Genomic DNA, 18,485 nt, shown 5'->3' with positions numbered 1-18,485 from the left:
TCATTGCGAGGAGCACTTGCGACGAAGCAATCCACCTTGCTTTCTGCGATTCGAAGACTGGATTGCTTCGCTTCGCTCGCAATGACGAGAGCCACAAAAAAACGCCATCCCGGCGGACCGGAATGGCGTTGGGCCTTCAGGTCGAGAATGCCGGTGTTAAACGGCTTCCTTCAATTCCTTGGCTGCGCGGAAGGCAACCTTCTTGCTGGCCTTGATCTGGATCGCTTCGCCGGTGGCCGGGTTGCGGCCCATGCGGGCGGCGCGCTTGCGAACCTGAAGAATGCCGAGGCCGACGATGCGGATACGCTCGCCCTTCTTGAGGTGCTTGGTGATCTTGGTGACGAGATCGCCGAGGATTGTTTCGGCGGCCTTCTTCGACAACTCGTGCTCTTCGGCCAGTGCTGCGGCAAGGTGCTTCAGGGTAACTGTTGCTGGGGTCGTCGCTGCTTTCTTCGCCATGTGTGGCCCTCCTCGTGGATACTAGGCTGTAGAACTACCGGTAAATCAGGGCTTATTTGATTCGGGGGCGATCTGCCTACGAGTTTTGCCCGTAAATAGCCTATTTTTGAAATCGACAGGAATAAAAGGGCTGTTTTTTAGAGGGATTCGTGATTTTCCGCCGATGCGGCGCAGCGCAGCAGGGCCGCCAGCAGACCTCACGCCGCGCGAAACGCGGGTGGGAGACGAACCAATTTTGCTGAAGTGTTTGTTTTCAGGGGAAAATCTGGCGCGAGAGACGGGGCTCGAACCCGCGACCTCCGGCGTGACAGGCCGGCGCTCTAACCAACTGAGCTACTCCCGCAAGACCGTGAACAGTCCGCAGGTGGTGGGACTTAAAGGGGGGGACATACCAAGTCAAGGTGCGCCGTCGCTGTTCTTGTTTGTTCGTTATTTTGGAAACCGTCCGGCTTCATGTAGGAACACCGCGTATCCCTAGAAATGCCGGGATCAACAGCGTTCCCGGCATTTGAACCGCACTCAGCCGAGGAGCGCCGTATGTCTGCCAGCAGAACCGCGACCAACCGAAAATACAGACTGGCCGTGATTCCCGGCGACGGAATCGGCAAGGAAGTGGTGCCGGAGGGGCTGCGGGTGCTGGAGGCGGCGGCCAAGAAGTTCAATTTCGAACTGCAACTCGACAGCTTCGATTTTGCCTCCTGCGACTACCATCTGAAGCACGGTCAGATGATGCCGGACGACTGGAAGACCCAGATCGGCAGCCACGACGCGATCTTCTTCGGCGCGGTCGGCATGCCGGCGATTCTCCCGGACCACGTTTCGCTGTGGGGATCGCTGATCCAGTTTCGGCGGGAATTCGACCAGTACGTGAACCTGCGTCCGGTGCGCCTCATGCCCGGCGTAAAGTCACCGTTGGCAGGGCGGAAGCCCGGCGACATCGACTTTTTCGTTGTGCGTGAGAACACCGAGGGCGAATATTCGTCGATCGGCGGGCGCATGTTCCCCAACACCGACCGCGAGGTGGTGCTTCAGGAAACCGTCATGTCGCGAGTCGGCGTCGACCGGATTCTGAAGTTCGCCTTTGAGCTCGCGCAAAGCCGCCCCAAGAAGCACCTGACGTCCGCGACCAAGTCGAACGGCATCTCGATCACGATGCCGTATTGGGACGAGCGGGTCGAAGAAATGGCCAAGAATTACCCCGGCCTGAAGTGGGACAAGTATCATATTGATATTCTGGCCGCGAACTTCGTTCTGCACCCGGACTGGTTCGACGTCGTGGTTGGCTCGAACCTGTTCGGGGACATCCTGTCCGACCTGGGACCGGCCTGCACCGGCACCATCGGCATAGCCCCCTCGGGCAGCCTCAATCCGGAACGCAAGTTTCCCTCGCTGTTCGAGCCGGTACACGGGTCCGCGCCTGACATCGCCGGGCAGGGCATCGCCAACCCGGTCGGCCAGATCTGGTCGGCGGCGATGATGCTGAATCACCTCGGCGAGCCCGAAGCCGGCAAGGCGATTGTGACGGCCATCGAGACCGTTCTGGCCGACGAAAAACTGCGAACGAGGGACCTCGGCGGCAAGGCCGACACGGTTGCATGCGGCAAGGAAATCGCGCGCGTCCTGTCCTGAAGCGCTAACGCGTCCGGTCCAATTTTCCGCTGATTTATCGGACCGGACGGCGCGCCCTTAGCCTTTAGTTCCAGAGACCCCAAGTCCTCGCAGCGAACGAGACGGGTGCGCGCCCGCTGCATGGCGCCATGTCGAAAATGCGAAGAACCTGAGCAATAAAAATAGCTTGTCTTGCCCTGCGTGTTGCGCTGCGCTATCCCTCAGAACCATTCCAATGTTCCGCGAATCTCCGGAACAAAGCCGACAGCATAAGGGTCGCCGATGGGCGGAATTCTGCAGAACTATCTGCCACTTGTGGTGTTTATCGGAGTCGCGACCGTGATCGGTCTCGCACTGCTGGTTGCGCCCTTCATCGTTGCCTATCAGCAGCCCGATCCGGAAAAGCTTTCGGCCTACGAATGCGGCTTCAATGCGTTCGATGATGCGCGCATGAAATTCGACGTCCGGTTCTACCTCGTCGCGATTCTGTTCATCATCTTCGATCTCGAAGTCGCCTTCCTGTTTCCGTGGGCGGTGGCGTTCGGCAAACTCGGCCTCGCAGGATTCTGGTCGATGATGGTGTTCCTCGCTGTGCTGACCGTCGGGTTTGCCTACGAGTGGAAGAAGGGAGCGCTGGAATGGGATTGAGCCCGAACACGGCGCCCTCGATCATGCAGCCGGCAGTCTCGCAGGCGGCGACGGGGATTCTCGATCCGCGCACCGGTCTGCCGGTCGGCGCGGACGACAGGTACTTCCTCGAGATCAACAGCGAACTGTCCGACAAGGGCTTCTTCGTTGCCGCGACCGACGACCTGATCACCTGGGCGCGCACCGGCTCGCTGATGTGGATGACCTTCGGCCTCGCATGCTGCGCGGTCGAGATGATGCAGGTCTCGATGCCGCGCTACGACGTCGAGCGCTTCGGCTTTGCGCCGCGTGCATCGCCGCGCCAGTCTGACGTCATGATCGTTGCCGGCACGCTGACCAACAAGATGGCGCCCGCGCTGCGCAAGGTCTACGACCAGATGCCGGAGCCGCGCTACGTGATCTCGATGGGCTCGTGCGCCAATGGCGGCGGCTACTATCACTACTCGTATTCGGTGGTGCGCGGCTGCGACCGCATCGTGCCCGTCGATATTTATGTTCCGGGCTGTCCGCCGACCGCGGAAGCGCTGCTGTACGGCGTGCTGCTGCTGCAGAAGAAGATCCGGCGCACCGGAACGATTGAACGGTAATCGCACATGGATGATGCGAAACTAGACGCACTTGGCCAGACGATCTTGGCCGCGCTTCCGGGCGCGGCGCTCGGTCATTCGGTAGCGTTCAACCAACTCACGATTTCGGTTGATCTGGCGAAGATCGTCGATGTCGTTCGCGTGCTGAAGACCGATCCGCGCTTCCGCTTCGTGAACTTCACCGATGTTACCGCGGTGGATTATCCCGGCCGCGAGAACCGTTTCGACGTGATCTATCACTTCATGTCGCCGGTGCTGAACACGCGTGTCCGGCTGCGCGGCGAGGCGAACGAGACCACGCAGGTGCCGTCGATCATCAGCGTGTTTCCGGGATCTGACTGGTTCGAGCGCGAGACCTACGATCTCTACGGCGTGATCTTCACCGGGCATCCGGACATGCGCCGCCTGCTGACCGACTACGGCTTCGACGGTCATCCGCTGCGCAAGGATTTCCCGCTGACCGGCTTCGTCGAGGTTCGTTACGACGACGCGGAAAAGCGCGTGGTGTACGAACCGGTGCGGCTCAATCAGGAATTCCGCAAGTTTGACTTCCTCTCGCCGTGGGAAGGCGCGGACTATCCGCTGCCGGGCGATGAGAAGAGAAGTGGCGAGTAGCGAATGGCGAGTGGCGAATAGGGATGAGATTTGAGCGAACCATCGATCAATTCGTATCGGGACCTGAGGGTGTGGCAGGAAGCCATGGCCTTGGCGGAAGCCTGCTATCGATTGACGCGCTCATTTCCCCGCGACGAGTTGTTCGGTCTTACATCTCAAATTCGTCGCGCGACGGGATCAATTCCCGCCAATATCGCGGAAGGTCACGGTCGGGACAACACCGGCAACTTCGTGCAGCATCTGCGAATCGCGCAAGGTTCTTTGAAAGAGTTGGAAACGCATCTGCTGCTATCGGAGCGCGTGGGTATTCTGGCGAAATCGGAAATGCAGTTCGCGCTCGATCAATGCGAGAAATTAGGCAAGATGTTGCGCGCGTTAATTCGGTCGTTGCAGGAAAAGACAACGAAATGACGCTGATCGCCATTCGCTATTCGCTATTCGCCATTCGCTCGCGTGTGGAGCAAACGCGATGACCGAAACGCCCGGCATGCGCAATTTCACCATCAACTTCGGACCGCAGCATCCGGCGGCGCACGGCGTGCTGCGCCTTGTGCTGGAGCTTGACGGCGAAGTGGTCGAGCGCGTGGACCCTCATATTGGTCTGCTTCATCGCGGCACCGAAAAGCTGATCGAGCAGAAAACTTATCTGCAGGCGATCCCGTATTTCGACCGGCTCGATTACGTCGCGCCGATGAATCAGGAGCATGCGTTCTGCCTCGCGGCGGAAAAGCTGCTCGGCATCACCGTGCCGCGGCGCGGACAGTTGATCCGCGTTCTGTATTCCGAGATCGGCCGCATCCTGTCGCATCTTCTCAACGTCACCACGCAGGCGATGGACGTTGGTGCGCTGACGCCGCCGCTCTGGGGTTTCGAAGAGCGCGAAAAGCTGATGGTGTTCTACGAGCGCGCATCGGGCTCGCGCATGCATGCGGCGTTCTTCCGCGTCGGCGGTGTGCATCAGGATCTGCCGCCGAAGCTGATCGACGATATTTATAACTGGTGCGATCCGTTCCTGACGGTGTGCGACGATCTCGAAACGCTGCTCACCAACAACCGCATCTTCAAGCAGCGCAACGTCGACATCGGCGTCGTGACCCTCGAGCAGGCGTGGGAGTGGGGCTTCTCCGGTGTGATGGTTCGCGGCTCGGGCGCAGCGTGGGATCTGCGCAAATCGCAGCCTTACGAATGCTACGCCGAGATGGATTTCGATATTCCGATCGGCAAGAACGGCGACTGCTACGACCGCTACTGCATCCGCATGGAAGAAATGCGCCAGTCGGTGCGCATTATGAAGCAGTGCATCGAGAAGCTGCGCGCGCCGGACGGGCAGGGACCGGTTGTCGTCGAGGACAACAAGATCGCGCCGCCCAAGCGGAGCGAGATGAAGCGCTCGATGGAAGCGCTGATCCATCACTTCAAGCTCTATACCGAAGGCGTTCGTGTGCCCGCCGGCGAAGTCTACGCCGCGGTCGAGGCGCCCAAGGGCGAGTTCGGCGTGTTCCTGGTCTCCGACGGCACCAACAAGCCGTACAAGTGCAAGATCCGCGCGCCGGGCTTCGCGCATCTTCAGGCGATGGATTTCATCTGCAGGGGCCATCTGCTCGCCGACGTGTCTGCGATCCTCGGTTCACTCGATATCGTGTTCGGCGAGGTGGATCGCTGATGACGCAGCAGCCGATTATTTTTGACCGCATCACCGGCGAGATGACCGGTGCTACGCCGTGGGAGCGCAGCATCGGCTTCGCGCTGCTCGCTGGGTCAAAGGTCGGCGCGTACATCTCGCATCGCGGTTACAACAGCGCCGCCAATCTTCTGAAGAAGCTGCTGCCCGAGCGCGACATCAACATCATGCTCAATCCGGACGCGACGTTTTCGTTTCCCTACGGCGACGGCTACTGGAGCAAGCTGCTCAACCGCACCTTCAAGTACGAAGACGAGCTTGAGCTGTTCCTGCTGGATTCGAAGGACGTCGACTACACGCTGATCGATTGCGGCGCGAACTACGGCTACTGGTCGGTGATGGTCTCCAGCCAGCGCTTCGGCTCACGCCGTTCGATCGCGATGGAGCCGTCGTCGCGGAATTTTCCGCGGCTCGCGCACAATGCCAAGATCAACGGTGGCCGGTTCGAGGCGATCAATGCCGCCATCGGGTCCGCGCGCGGCACGGCGCGCTTGTCGGGCACCAAGCATGAAGCTTTCAGCATTGCCGGGGGGGCGAATGCGGGCGGTGAGGAAGTCCCGGTGCTTGCGCTCGATAACCTGATCGACGACGGCAAGATCCCGGCGCAGGGCAAGTACATCATCAAGCTCGACGTCGAAGGCGTCGAGATCGACGCGATGAAGGGCGGCAAGCGGATTCTGGAGACGGATTCGGTCGTGGTCTGCGAGGAGCACGGCAACGATCCGACCCACAGCGTGTCGCGCTACATTCTCGAACAGACGCCGATGAAGGCGATCATCCACGATCCGGCGACGGATCGGTTCGAGGAACTGACCAAGTTGTCCACGCTCGACCGCATCAAGGTCGCCTCGCATGTCGGTTACAACGTGTTCGCGACATCGAGCGCGTTCTGGGAACAGCGCATCTACAGCATGAATTCTGGCAACGCGCGCCGCGCCATGACGCGATAGGAAGTGGCGCAATGAAAGACCGAAAGATTTAAACGATGGCCGTCCGCCGTTTGGCCCCGAAAGAAAAGCAGCCCACCAGCTTCGCGTTCAGCGCGGAGAATCTGACGTGGGCGAAAGCCCAGATCGCGAAGTATCCACCCGGCCGTCAGGCCTCGGCGGTGATCCCGATCCTGTGGCGCGTTCAGGAACAGCACGAGGGCTGGGTATCGGAAGTTGCGATCCGCGCGGTCGCCGACCTCCTCGAGATGCCCTACATCCGCGTGCTGGAAATCGCGACCTTCTACACGATGTTCCAGCTCGAGCCGGTGGGCAAGAAGGCGCACGTGCAGGTCTGCGGCACGACGCCGTGCATGCTGCGCGGCTCGAAGGATCTGATCGAGGTTTGCAAGAACCGGATTCATCACGATCCGTTCCACGTCTCGGCTGACGGCAATTTCAGCTGGGAAGAGGTCGAGTGCCTCGGCGCCTGTGTGAACGCCCCCATGGTGATGATCTGGAAGGACACCTACGAGGATCTGACGCCGGAAAGTCTGAACAAGGTGCTCGACGGCTTCGCCTCGGGCAATCCGCCGAAGCCCGGTCCGCAGATCGACCGCCAGTTTGCCGCGCCCGTGACCGGGCTGACCTCGCTCACGTCGGACGCCGACAACGATAACAAGGGAAGTGCGTCAGCACCGAACAAGCCGGTTCTGACGGATGCCGAGTCCAAGAAGCAGACCGAGTCCGCGAACGTGCAAGAGCGTCCGTCGCCGAAGCCGCCGATGGGCGATGCGACCGCGACAAAACCACCGAAAGGCGCATCATGAGCACACAGCTTCTCAAACATATCGCTTTTCACGCCGTTTGCGCGGCGGTGTTCATCTTCGTGCTGAATTTTTACATCTTGAAGACCGAGCTTCAGTCAGCCGTGTTCTGGGCCATCGGGTTCGGAACGATGGCGGGCGGGCTCGCGTATCAGCAATCCAAGCGTTCAGGGTCTTAAGGTAGCGACTATGCTCGACGACAAGGACCGCATCTTCCGCAATCTCTATGGCCAGGGCGACTGGGGTCTCGAAGGCGCACGCCGTCGCGGCGCGTGGGACGGCACCAAGGCGATCATCGACAAGGGCCGCGACTGGATCGTCAACGAGATGAAGGCATCGGGCCTGCGCGGGCGCGGCGGTGCGGGATTCCCGACCGGCATGAAATGGTCGTTCATGCCGAAGGACAACGCCGACGGACGCCCGAGCTATCTGGTCGTCAACGCCGACGAGTCGGAGCCCGGCACCTGCAAGGATCGCGAGATCATGCGGCACGATCCGCATCTGCTGGTGGAAGGCTGCCTGATTGCGAGCGCCGCCATGGGCGCGCATGTCTGCTACGTCTATGTGCGCGGCGAATTCATCCGCGAGCGCGAGCATCTGCAGGCTGCGGTCGATCAGGCCTACGAGGCCAAGCTGATCGGCAAGGACAACATCCACGGCTATCCGTTCGAGATGTATGTCCACCACGGCGCCGGCGCATATATCTGCGGCGAGGAAACCGCGCTGCTTGAAAGCCTCGAAGGCAAGAAGGGCCAGCCGCGCCTGAAGCCGCCGTTCCCGGCGAACGTCGGTCTCTATGGCTGCCCGACCACCGTCAACAACGTGGAATCGATCGCGGTGGCGCCGGACATCCTGCGTCGTGGCGCTGCGTGGTTCGCGGGTATCGGCCGCGCCAACAATGTCGGCACCAAGCTGTTCGGCATTTCGGGTCATGTGAATACGCCGTGCGTCGTCGAAGACGCGATGGGCACCACGTTCCGTGAACTGATCGAGAAGCACGGCGGCGGCATTCGCGGCGGCTGGGACAATCTGCTGGCGGTCATTCCCGGCGGCGCATCCTGTCCGCTGATCCCGGCGGCGGATTGTCAGGATCTCATCATGGATTTCGACGGCACCCGCGCCGCGAAGTCGAGCCTCGGCACAGCCGGCATGATCGTGATGGACAAGTCGACCGACGTGGTCGCGGCCATCGCGCGTATCTCTTACTTCTTCAAGCATGAAAGCTGCGGCCAGTGCACGCCGTGCCGCGAGGGCACCGGCTGGATGTGGCGCGTGCTGTCGCGCATGGTCGAGGGCCGCGCCCACAAGCGCGAGATCGACATGCTGCTGGAAGTCACCAAGCAGGTCGAAGGTCACACTATCTGCGCGCTCGGCGATGCGGCTGCCTGGCCAATTCAGGGACTGATCCGCGCCTTCCGTCCGGAAATCGAGCGGCGCATTGATGATTTCACGCGCAAGTCGACGATCGATGACATCGGTGTTCTCGATCCCGTCAACATGGTCGCGGCGGAGTAATGGCGATGACCAAAATTCTCATCGACGGCAAAGAGATCGACGTTCCGGGCGAGTACACGCTGTTGCAGGCGTGTGAGGCGGCTGGCGCTGAAATTCCGCGCTTCTGCTATCACGAGCGTCTTTCCATCGCCGGCAACTGCCGCATGTGCCTCGTCGAGGTCGCGGGTTCGCCGAAGCCGGTGGCAAGCTGCGCATGGGGTGTGCGCGATTGCCGTCCCGGGCCGAATGGCGAACTGCCGGCGATCAAGACCAAATCGCCGATGGTGAAGAAGGCACGCGAAGGCGTGATGGAATTCCTGCTGATCAACCATCCGCTGGATTGCCCGATCTGCGATCAGGGCGGCGAGTGCGATCTGCAGGATCAGGCGATGGGTTACGGTGTCGATACCAGCCGTTTCGCCGAGAACAAGCGCGCGGTGGAAGACAAGTACATCGGCGCGCTGGTGAAGACCTCGATGACCCGCTGCATCCAGTGCACGCGCTGTGTCCGTTTCACCACCGAAGTCTGCGGCGTGCCGGAAATGGGCCTGACCGGCCGCGGCGAAGACGTCGAGATCACGACCTATCTCGAGAGCGCATTGACGTCGGAGTTGCAGGGCAACCTTGTCGACATCTGCCCCGTGGGCGCGCTGACCTCGAAGCCTTATGCGTTCGCGGCGCGTCCGTGGGAGCTCGGCAAGACCCAGTCCGTCGACGTGATGGATGCGGTCGGCTCGGCGATCCGAGTCGATACGCGCGGCCGCGAAGTGATGCGCATTCTGCCGCGCATCAATGAGAACGTGAACGAGGAGTGGATCTCCGACAAGACGCGCCACATCGTCGATGGCCTGCGCACGCAGCGCCTCGACCGGCCGTATATCCGCGAGAACGGCAAGCTGCGCGCGGCGTCGTGGTCCGAAGCGTTTGCCGCGATTGCTGCGAAGACTGCACCGCTGCACGGCGTGCGCATCGGCGCGATTGCGGGCGATCTCGCCGCCGTCGAGGACATGTTCGCGCTCAAGGACCTGATGAGCAAGTTCGGCTCGACCAATGTCGCCACCCAGGATGGCGCGGCATTCGATCCGAAAGCCGGTCGTGCGTCCTACATCTTCAATCCGACCATCGCCGGCATCGAGCAGGCGGATGCATTGCTGATCGTCGGCTCCAATCCGCGCAAGGAAGCGGCCGTGCTCAACGCGCGCATCCGCAAGCGCTGGCGCACCGGTGCGCTCAAGATCGGCGTGATCGGCGACAAGGCCGATCTCACCTATGACTACGAGCATCTCGGTGCCGGCACCGACACGCTGACCGATCTGGCCGCGGGCAAGCATTCCTTCGCCGACGTGCTGAAGGGGGCGAAGAATCCGATCGTGCTGGTCGGCGCGGGTGTGGCTGCACGCCACGACGGCGTCGCCGCGCTGGCGCTGACGGCGAAGCTCGCTGCGGACTTCGGCGCGCTCAAGGACGGCTGGAACGGTTTTGCCGTGCTCCACAAGGCGGCGTCGCAGGTCGGCGCGCTCGACATCGGTTTCGCGCAGGGCCCGGGAAGTCTGACGGTGGCGCAGATGACCACGTTCGGCACGCTCGACGTGCTGTTCTCGCTGGGCGCCGACGACATCAATCCGGCGGACGGCACCTTCGTGGTTTACATCGGCACCCACGGCGACAAGGGCGCGCACCGCGCCGACGTGATCCTGCCGGGCGCTGCCTATACCGAGAAGGCCGGCATCTACGTCAACACCGAGGGCCGTGTGCAGATGGCCAACCGCGCCGCGTTCCCGCCGGGCGATGCGCGCGAGGATTGGGCAATCATCCGCGCTCTCTCGGAAGCTGTCGGCAAGAAGCTGCCTTATGACTCGCTGGCGCAGTTGCGGCAGGCGATCTTCAAGGCGGTGCCGCATCTGATGCGGATCGACCAGATCGAGGCGGGCGACGCGGCGGGCGTGAAAGCGCTTGCGGCGCGTGGCGGTTCGGTCGAGAAGGGCGCATTCAAGAGCGCCGTCCAGGATTTCTACCTGACCAATCCCATTACGCGGGCGTCCGCGGTGATGGCCGAATGTTCGAAGCTCGCCTCCGGGCAAATGCTGACGGCGGCGGAGTGAGCGTGATCCGATGACCGAATTTTTCGCAAGCGAGTTGTGGACTGGCATTTTGTGGCCGCTGATCATCATGGTCGCGCAGAGCGTGCTGCTGCTCGTGCTGCTGCTGGTTGGGATTGCCTACATCCTGCTGGCCGACCGAAAGATCTGGGCGGCTGTGCAGATCCGGCGCGGCCCCAACGTGGTCGGACCGTGGGGCCTGCTGCAATCCTTCGCGGACTTGCTGAAGTTCGTGCTCAAGGAACCAACGATTCCGGACGGCGCGAACAAGGCCGTGTTCCTGCTCGCGCCACTGGTGACGTGCGTACTGGCGCTGGCGGCGTGGGCGGTGATCCCCGTCAATCTCAACTGGGTGATCGCCGACATCAATGTCGGCGTCCTCTACATCTTCGCGATCTCGTCACTGTCGATCTACGGCATCATCATGGCCGGCTGGTCGTCGAACTCGAAGTATCCGTTCCTCGCCGCACTTCGCTCCGCCGCGCAAATGGTGTCGTATGAAGTCTCCATCGGATTCGTCATCATCACCGTGTTGCTGTGCGCCGGTTCGTTGAACCTGACGGCGGTGGTCGCCGCACAGGACACCAAGCTCGGTATTCTCGGCTGGTACTGGCTGCCGCTGTTCCCGATGTTCGTGATTTTCTACGTTTCGGCGCTGGCGGAAACCAATCGTCCGCCGTTCGACCTGGTCGAAGCGGAATCGGAACTGGTCGCCGGCTTCATGACCGAATACGGCTCGACGCCGTACCTGCTGTTCATGCTCGGCGAGTATGTCGCCATCTGCACCATGTGCGCGCTGGCGACGATCCTGTTCCTCGGCGGCTGGCTGTCGCCGATCCCGTTCGCGCCGTTCACCTGGGTGCCGGGCGTCATCTGGTTCGTGCTGAAACTGTTCTTCATGTTCTTCCTGTTCGCGATGGCGAAGGCGATTGTGCCGCGCTACCGCTACGACCAGCTCATGCGGCTGGGCTGGAAGGTGTTTCTGCCGTTGTCGCTGGCGATGGTTGTGATCGTCGCCGCTGTTTTGCAATTCGGGGGGCTTGCTCCGAAATGAGGTCGTCGTCATGGGCATAGCAAGCACAGCCAATTCACTTCTGCTGAAAGAGTTCGTCTCGGCGTTCATTCTCGCCATGCGCTACTTCTTCAAGCCGAAGCCGACGCTGAACTACCCCTTCGAGAAGGGACCGATCTCGCCGCGCTTCCGTGGCGAGCATGCGCTGCGCCGTTATCCGAACGGTGAGGAACGCTGCATCGCCTGCAAGCTGTGCGAGGCGATCTGTCCGGCACAGGCCATCACCATCGAGGCCGGTCCGCGCCGCAACGACGGCACGCGCCGCACGGTGCGCTACGACATCGACATGGTGAAGTGCATCTATTGCGGACTTTGCCAGGAGGCATGTCCGGTCGACGCCATCGTCGAAGGTCCGAATTTCGAATTCGCGACGGAAACGCGCGAGGAACTTTATTATGACAAGGCGAGACTGCTCGCTAACGGTGACCGCTGGGAGCGTGAGATTGCGAAAAGCATCGAACTCGACGCGCCGTACCGGTGAGGTGAGGGTATGATCGGTCCAGCGCTCTTCTTCTATCTGTTTGCCGGCGTCTGCGTGGCGTCAGCGGTCATGGTCGTGACCTCGCGCAACCCTGTGCATTCGGTGCTGTTCCTGATCCTGGCGTTTGTGAACGCAGCCGGACTGTTCATGCTGCTCGGGGCGGAATTCCTCGCGATGATCCTGATCGTGGTCTATGTCGGCGCGGTCGCGGTGCTGTTCCTCTTCGTCATCATGATGCTCGATGTGGACTTCGCCGAACTGCGGCAGGGCTTCATCGACTATCTGCCGTTCGGCCTCTTGATCGGCGCCGTGTTCCTCGCGGAACTGCTGCTGGTTGCGGGCGGCTGGGTCTTGAACCCGAATATCGCGAAGGCGATCACGTCGCCGATCCCTAGCGGCGTCAGCAACACCGAGGCGCTCGGCCTCGTGCTGTACACGAAGTATCTGCCTTACTTCCAGTTGTCGGGGCTGATCCTGCTGGTCGCCATGATCGGCGCCATCGTGCTCACGCTGCGGCACAAGCCGAAGGTGAAGCGGCAGGACATCAACGTGCAGAACGCCCGCACCAAGGCGGCGGCGATGGATGTCCGCAAGGTCGCCGTGGGGCAGGGCTTGCAGGATGCGGATTCCGGGGAGTGGGTGAAATGACGATCGGCCTCGGTCATTATCTCGCCGTTGCGGCGATCCTGTTCACGCTGGGCATTCTCGGCATCTTCCTCAACCGGAAGAACGTCATCGTCATCCTGATGTCGATCGAACTCATTCTGCTCGCCGTGAACATCAACCTCGTGGCGTTCTCGGCGTTTCTCGGCGACATCGTCGGGCAGGTATTCGCGTTGCTGGTGTTGACGGTCGCCGCGGCAGAAGCCGCGATCGGTCTTGCCGTGCTGGTGGTGTTCTTCCGCAATCGGGGATCGATTGCGGTCGAGGACATCAATCTGATGAAGGGCTGATAGGGACAATGATTCAAGCTATTGTTTTCCTGCCGCTCATCGGCGCGCTCATTGCGGGCGCTGTTGCGATCTATGGCGCACATGCGCGCAATCCGAGCGGCGACGAGATGGATCATGCCCATGGTCATGGGCATGACGGTCACGGCGCGGCTCACGCGCACGCAGCCCATGATGACCACGACGCCCACGGACATGACGATCATGGCCCGGTCGAGCCGCCGGCGGCGGGCTCGCGCGCAGCGGAAGTCATCACGACGGCGCTGCTGCTGATTTCCGCCGCGCTGTCATGGATGGCGCTGGTCGATGTCGGTTTCCTGCATCATGACGCCCGCGTTCAGCTGTTCACCTGGATCGGCTCCGGCGACCTCGTCGTCAACTGGGCGCTGCGTGTCGATACGCTGACCGCGGTGATGCTGGTCGTCGTCACCTCCGTGTCGTCGCTCGTGCATCTGTATTCAATCGGCTACATGCACGAAGATCCGAACCGTCCCCGGTTCATGGCTTATCTGTCGCTGTTCACCTTCGCGATGCTGATGCTGGTGACGGCGGACAACCTTGTGCAACTGTTCTTCGGCTGGGAAGGCGTGGGCCTCGCGAGCTACCTGCTGATCGGCTTCTGGTACCAGAAGCCGTCGGCGAACGCCGCCGCGATCAAGGCTTTCGTCGTCAACCGCGTCGGCGACTTCGGCTTCGCGCTCGGCATCTTCGCGGTCTTCATGCTGGTGGGATCGACCGACTTCGACACGATCTTCGCCGCTGCCCCCGGCCTGACCGGCAAGACCATTCACTTCTTCGGCTGGGATGTCGACGCGCTGACGCTGACCTGCCTGCTGCTGTTCATGGGCGCGATGGGCAAGTCCGCGCAGTTCCTACTGCACACCTGGTTGCCGGACGCCATGGAAGGCCCGACGCCGGTGTCCGCGCTGATCCACGCCGCGACGATGGTCACCGCCGGCGTGTTCATGGTGGCTCGTCTGTCGCCGCTGTTCGAACTTGCGCCGAATGCGCAGGCCGCCGTGATGCTGATCGGCGCGACCACCGCGCTGTTCGCGGCCACCGTCGGCCTCGTGCAGAACGACATCAAGCGCATCGTTGCGTATTCGACCTGTTCGCAGCTTGGCTACATGTTCGTGGCGATGGGCGCGGGCGCTTACTCGGTCGGGATGTTCCATCTGTTCACGCACGCGTTCTTCAAGGCGCTTTTATTCTTGGGCTCTGGCTCGGTGATCGTCGCGATGCATCACGAGCAGGACATCCGCGCCATGGGTGGCCTGAAGGACAAGATCCCGTTCACCTACATCACGATGGTGGTCGGCACGCTGGCGCTGACGGGTTTTCCGCTGACGGCGGGTTATTTCTCCAAGGACGCGATCATCGAGTCCGCCTTCGTCGCGCAGAATCCGTTTGCGCTTTATGGCTTCCTTTGCACCGTGATCGCCGCGGGCCTGACGTCGTTCTATTCATGGCGCCTGATCTTCAAGACGTTCCATGGCGAGCCGCACGACAAGAAGCATTATGAGGCCGCACACGAGAGTCCCTATACGATGCTGATCCCCCTCGGCGTGTTGGCCGCGGGCTCTATCCTCGCGGGCTTCCCGTTCAAGGAGCTGTTCGCCGGACACGGGATCGGAGAGTTCTTCCGCGAGTCGCTGAAGAACCACCCGAAGATCATCGATGAGATGCATCACATCCCGGCGATGATTGCCTTCCTGCCGACGGTGATGATGGTGGTCGGGTTCGTCGTCTCGTGGCTGTTCTACATCCGCAAGCCCTATCTGCCGGTCGAACTCGCGACCCAGCATCCGGGCATGTACCGCTTCCTGCTCAACAAGTGGTACTTCGACGAGTTGTACGATTTCATCTTCGTGCGTCCGACAAAGTGGCTCGGCCGGTTCCTCTGGAAGAAGGGCGACGGTTTCGTTATCGACGGCTTCGGGCCTGACGGCGTGTCGGCGCGCGTGCTTGACGTGACGCGCAATGTGGTCCGCCTGCAAACCGGTTATCTCTATCACTACGCCTTCGCGATGCTGATCGGTGCAGCCGGTCTCATCACGTGGTTCATATTCGGTCTCGGGGGCCAATAATGACAACCTGGCCCATCCTTTCCGTTGTTACGTTCCTGCCGGTCGTCGGCGCGATCCTGATTTATCTCAGCCGCGGCGATGACGAGGCGGCGCGCGGCAATGCACGCTGGATCGCACTCTGGACCACGATCATCACCTTCGCGGTGTCGCTTATTCTGGTGATGCGGTTCGATGCGTCGAATCCCGGCTTCCAGTTCGTCGAGAAGGCGCCGTGGCTCGCCAACACCATCACTTATCACATGGGCGTCGACGGCATTTCGCTGCCGTTCGTGATCCTGACCACCGCGCTGATGCCGTTCTGCATTCTCGCAAGCTGGAAGTCGGTGACGGTGCGCGTTCGCGAATACATGATGGCGTTTCTGTTTCTCGAAACGCTGATGGTCGGCACGTTCTCCGCGCTCGATCTGGTGCTGTTCTACCTGTTCTTCGAAGGCGGCCTCATTCCGATGTTCCTGATCATCGGCGTGTGGGGCGGCCCGCGCCGGGTCTATGCCAGCTTCAAGTTCTTCCTCTACACGCTGCTCGGCTCGGTGCTGATGCTGCTTGCCATCATGGCGCTGTATCTCAACGCCGGGACCACGGACATTCCGACGCTGATGAACACTGCGGTGCCGCGCAGCCTGCAGACATGGGCGTGGCTGGCGTTCTTCGCCTCGTTCGCGGTGAAGATGCCGATGTGGCCGGTTCACACCTGGCTGCCGGACGCGCACGTCGAAGCGCCGACCGCGGGCTCCGTTGTGCTGGCCGCGATCCTGCTGAAGATGGGCGGCTACGGCTTCCTCCGTTTCTCGCTGCCCATGTTCCCGCTGGCGTCGTATGACTTCGCGCCGCTGGTCTTCTCCTTGTCCGTGATCGCGATCGTCTACACGTCGCTGGTCGCGCTGATGCAGGAGGACATCAAAAAGCTGATCGCTTACTCGTCGGTGGCTCACATGGGCTTCGTCACCATGGGCATCTTCGCCGGCACCACACAGGGCATCGCCGGAGGCGTGTTCCAGATGATCTCGCACGGCATCGTGTCGGGCGCGCTGTTTCTCTGCGTCGGCGTTGTCTACGACCGGCTGCATACCCGCGAGATCGCCGCCTATGGCGGCCTCGTGAACCGGATGCCGCTTTACGCGCTTGTCTTCATGGTGTTCACCATGGCCAATGTCGGCTTGCCGGGCACTTCGGGCTTCGTCGGCGAATTCCTCACGCTGATCGGCACCTTCAAGGTCAGCATCCCGACCGCGACGGTCGCGACGCTGGGCGTCATTCTGTCGGCGGCCTATGCGCTTTGGTTGTATCGCAAGGTGGTGTTCGGCGTGATGGACAAGCCGGCTCTTGCAGGCATCAAGGATCTGACGCTGCGGGAAGGGATCATTCTCGCTCCGCTGGTGTTCCTCACCATTCTTTTTGGCGTGTATCCGCAGCCGGTGCTCAATATGTCGGCGGCGTCGGTGCAGCAGCTTGTCAATAATTACAACACTGCCATCACCGCCGTGAAAGCGGCGGCGCTGGTTCAATAACAACGGGATCGGCTTATGACTTTCGCAGGATATTCGCTGCTCCCCGTGCTGCCGGAGCTGGTGCTTGCGGCCGGTGCCATGGCGCTGCTGATGCTGGGCGCGTTTCGCAGCGGGCAGACGACGTCGCTGGTGACCGGACTTGCGGTTGTACTTCTCGTTATCACGGGCGCCCTGGTGCTGTGGCTGCCCGGCGGCAAGCTCACGACCTTCGGCGGCAGCTTCATCGTCGATGACTACGCGCGGTTCCTGAAGATCCTGGCGCTGCTCGGTTCCGGCGTGACGCTGATCCTGTCGCGCGCCTATCTCGCCGAGCAGGCGAAGATTTTCGAGTACGCGATCCTGGTGATGCTCTCCACCGTCGGCATGATGGTGCTGATCTCCGCCGCCGATCTGATCATGCTCTATCTCGGCCTCGAGCTGATGAGCCTTGCGCTCTACGTCGTCGCCGCCAGCCATCGCGACGACACCAAGTCCACCGAGGCCGGCCTGAAGTATTTCGTTCTCGGCGCGCTGTCGTCGGGCATGCTGCTTTACGGCGCGTCGCTGATTTACGGCTTCACCGGAACGATCAGCTTCGCCGGCATTGCAGCCGAGGCGAAGGGCGGCAACATCGGCCTGCTGTTCGGGCTGGTGTTCCTGCTTGTGGGTCTTTGCTTCAAGGTGTCCGCCGTTCCGTTCCACATGTGGACGCCCGACGTTTACGAAGGCGCGCCGACGCCGGTGACCGCGTTCTTTGCGTCGGCCCCCAAGGTCGCCGCGCTCGCCGTGTTCACCCGCGTGGCGCTCACCGCGTTCCCCGGCATCGTGCCGCAGTGGCAGCAGATCATCGTGTTCGTCTCCATCGCCTCGATGGCGCTGGGATCGTTCGCGGCCATCGGCCAGAAGAACATCAAGCGCCTGATGGCGTATTCGTCCATCGGTCACATGGGCTTTGCGCTGGTCGGTCTTGCAGCCGGTACGGAGCAGGGCGCGCAGGGCGTGCTGGTCTATATCGCGATCTACGTCGCCATGACGCTCGGCACCTTTGCCATTATCCTCGCCATGAAGCGCAACGGTCAGGCCGTCGAGACGATCAGCGATTTCTCGGGCCTGTCCCGCACCAATCCGATGCTGGCGTTCTTCTTCGCGATGTTCCTGTTCTCGCTGGCGGGCATTCCGCCGCTCGCCGGGTTCTTCGCGAAGTTCTATGTCTTCCTTGCCGCGATCAAGGCCGGGCTGTTTACGCTCGCGGTGATCGGCGTGGTGACCAGCGTGGTCGGCGCGTTCTACTATCTCACCATCATCAAGGTGATGTACTTCGATGAGCCGAAGGAAGCGATGGAGCCGATGCACGTCGAGCTTCGGGTGGTGCTCGCGTTCGCCGGCATCTTCAACCTGCTGTTCTTCGTCTATCCCGCACCGCTGGTGAACGCGGCCACGATTGCCGCAAAGTCATTGTTCTGA

General features: G+C 61.6%; 19 protein-coding genes and 1 tRNA gene. 18 read left to right on the top strand and 2 right to left on the bottom strand.

What is annotated here, in order from left to right:
- Positions 1-156 precede the first annotated feature (156 nt).
- Together YH63_RS19655 and YH63_RS19650 are read right to left on the bottom strand one after the other, a co-directional pair.
- Positions 157-459, bottom strand: coding sequence for an HU family DNA-binding protein (locus YH63_RS19655; protein ID WP_046829983.1), 303 nt, complete (start codon positions 457-459; stop codon positions 157-159).
- Positions 460-725: 266 nt separating this feature from the next.
- A tRNA-Asp gene (locus YH63_RS19650) sits at positions 726-802 on the bottom strand.
- 194 nt (positions 803-996) lie between these two features.
- Here YH63_RS19650 and YH63_RS19645 point away from each other — a divergent pair.
- The 18 genes from YH63_RS19645 to nuoN all read left to right on the top strand — a co-directional run bounded on the left by YH63_RS19645 (position 997) and on the right by nuoN (position 18,485).
- A complete protein-coding gene (locus YH63_RS19645) occupies positions 997-2,088 on the top strand; it encodes a tartrate dehydrogenase (protein WP_046829982.1) in 1,092 nt (363 codons plus the stop codon).
- 261 nt (positions 2,089-2,349) lie between these two features.
- Entirely contained in the window at positions 2,350-2,715 is a 366-nt protein-coding gene (locus tag YH63_RS19640; protein WP_046829981.1) for an NADH-quinone oxidoreductase subunit A, read from the top strand.
- Complete coding sequence (locus YH63_RS19635; protein WP_046829980.1) at positions 2,706-3,302, top strand: NuoB/complex I 20 kDa subunit family protein; 597 nt, start codon at positions 2,706-2,708, stop codon at positions 3,300-3,302. Before YH63_RS19640 ends, YH63_RS19635 begins: the two co-directional genes overlap by 10 nt.
- A gap of 6 nt (positions 3,303-3,308) precedes the next feature.
- Positions 3,309-3,917 (top strand): NADH-quinone oxidoreductase subunit C, encoded by a 609-nt coding sequence (locus YH63_RS19630; protein WP_046829979.1) that lies wholly within the window; start codon positions 3,309-3,311, stop codon positions 3,915-3,917.
- A 30-nt stretch (positions 3,918-3,947) separates the two neighbouring features.
- Positions 3,948-4,328: a four helix bundle protein gene (locus tag YH63_RS19625; RefSeq protein ID WP_083992735.1), complete on the top strand. Its 381-nt coding sequence runs from the start codon at positions 3,948-3,950 to the stop codon at positions 4,326-4,328.
- Positions 4,329-4,386: 58 nt separating this feature from the next.
- Positions 4,387-5,580: an NADH-quinone oxidoreductase subunit D gene (locus YH63_RS19620; RefSeq protein ID WP_046829977.1), complete on the top strand. Its 1,194-nt coding sequence runs from the start codon at positions 4,387-4,389 to the stop codon at positions 5,578-5,580.
- Positions 5,580-6,548 carry an FkbM family methyltransferase gene (locus YH63_RS19615; RefSeq protein ID WP_046829976.1) on the top strand — a complete coding sequence of 323 codons (969 nt, stop codon included), beginning with the start codon at positions 5,580-5,582 and terminating at the stop codon, positions 6,546-6,548. Before YH63_RS19620 ends, YH63_RS19615 begins: the two co-directional genes overlap by 1 nt.
- 35 nt (positions 6,549-6,583) lie before the next feature.
- The gene (gene nuoE, locus YH63_RS19610; protein WP_046829975.1) at positions 6,584-7,354 is read left to right on the top strand and encodes an NADH-quinone oxidoreductase subunit NuoE; all 771 of its coding nucleotides are present in this window, start codon (positions 6,584-6,586) and stop codon (positions 7,352-7,354) included.
- Positions 7,351-7,530: a hypothetical protein gene (locus YH63_RS19605; protein ID WP_046829974.1), complete on the top strand. Its 180-nt coding sequence runs from the start codon at positions 7,351-7,353 to the stop codon at positions 7,528-7,530. Before nuoE ends, YH63_RS19605 begins: the two co-directional genes overlap by 4 nt.
- 10 nt (positions 7,531-7,540) lie before the next feature.
- Positions 7,541-8,866: an NADH-quinone oxidoreductase subunit NuoF gene (nuoF, locus tag YH63_RS19600; protein WP_046829973.1), complete on the top strand. Its 1,326-nt coding sequence runs from the start codon at positions 7,541-7,543 to the stop codon at positions 8,864-8,866.
- A 5-nt stretch (positions 8,867-8,871) separates the two neighbouring features.
- Positions 8,872-10,947, top strand: a complete 2,076-nt coding sequence (nuoG, locus tag YH63_RS19595) for an NADH-quinone oxidoreductase subunit NuoG (protein ID WP_046830313.1) — start codon at positions 8,872-8,874, stop codon at positions 10,945-10,947.
- Positions 10,948-10,957: 10 nt separating this feature from the next.
- Positions 10,958-11,998, top strand: coding sequence for an NADH-quinone oxidoreductase subunit NuoH (gene nuoH / locus YH63_RS19590; protein ID WP_046829972.1), 1,041 nt, complete (start codon positions 10,958-10,960; stop codon positions 11,996-11,998).
- 10 nt (positions 11,999-12,008) lie between these two features.
- The gene (gene nuoI / locus YH63_RS19585) at positions 12,009-12,497 is read left to right on the top strand and encodes an NADH-quinone oxidoreductase subunit NuoI (protein WP_046829971.1); all 489 of its coding nucleotides are present in this window, start codon (positions 12,009-12,011) and stop codon (positions 12,495-12,497) included.
- A gap of 9 nt (positions 12,498-12,506) precedes the next feature.
- Positions 12,507-13,145, top strand: coding sequence for an NADH-quinone oxidoreductase subunit J (locus YH63_RS19580; protein ID WP_046829970.1), 639 nt, complete (start codon positions 12,507-12,509; stop codon positions 13,143-13,145).
- Positions 13,142-13,450 (top strand): NADH-quinone oxidoreductase subunit NuoK, encoded by a 309-nt coding sequence (nuoK, locus tag YH63_RS19575; protein ID WP_002711592.1) that lies wholly within the window; start codon positions 13,142-13,144, stop codon positions 13,448-13,450. Before YH63_RS19580 ends, nuoK begins: the two co-directional genes overlap by 4 nt.
- An 8-nt stretch (positions 13,451-13,458) precedes the next feature.
- The gene (gene nuoL, locus YH63_RS19570) at positions 13,459-15,534 is read left to right on the top strand and encodes an NADH-quinone oxidoreductase subunit L (RefSeq protein ID WP_046829969.1); all 2,076 of its coding nucleotides are present in this window, start codon (positions 13,459-13,461) and stop codon (positions 15,532-15,534) included.
- Entirely contained in the window at positions 15,534-17,042 is a 1,509-nt protein-coding gene (locus tag YH63_RS19565) for an NADH-quinone oxidoreductase subunit M (protein WP_046829968.1), read from the top strand. The genes nuoL and YH63_RS19565 overlap by 1 nt, the downstream gene beginning before the upstream one ends.
- Before the next feature lie 15 nt (positions 17,043-17,057).
- Positions 17,058-18,485 carry an NADH-quinone oxidoreductase subunit NuoN gene (gene nuoN / locus YH63_RS19560; protein ID WP_046829967.1) on the top strand — a complete coding sequence of 476 codons (1,428 nt, stop codon included), beginning with the start codon at positions 17,058-17,060 and terminating at the stop codon, positions 18,483-18,485.

The organism is Afipia massiliensis, assembly GCF_001006325.2.
In the GTDB taxonomy this organism is placed as follows: Bacteria; Pseudomonadota; Alphaproteobacteria; order Rhizobiales; family Xanthobacteraceae; genus Afipia; species Afipia massiliensis_A.
The sequence above is the reverse complement of the archived record's forward strand: the minus strand, read 5'-3'. Positions and strand labels throughout refer to the sequence as shown.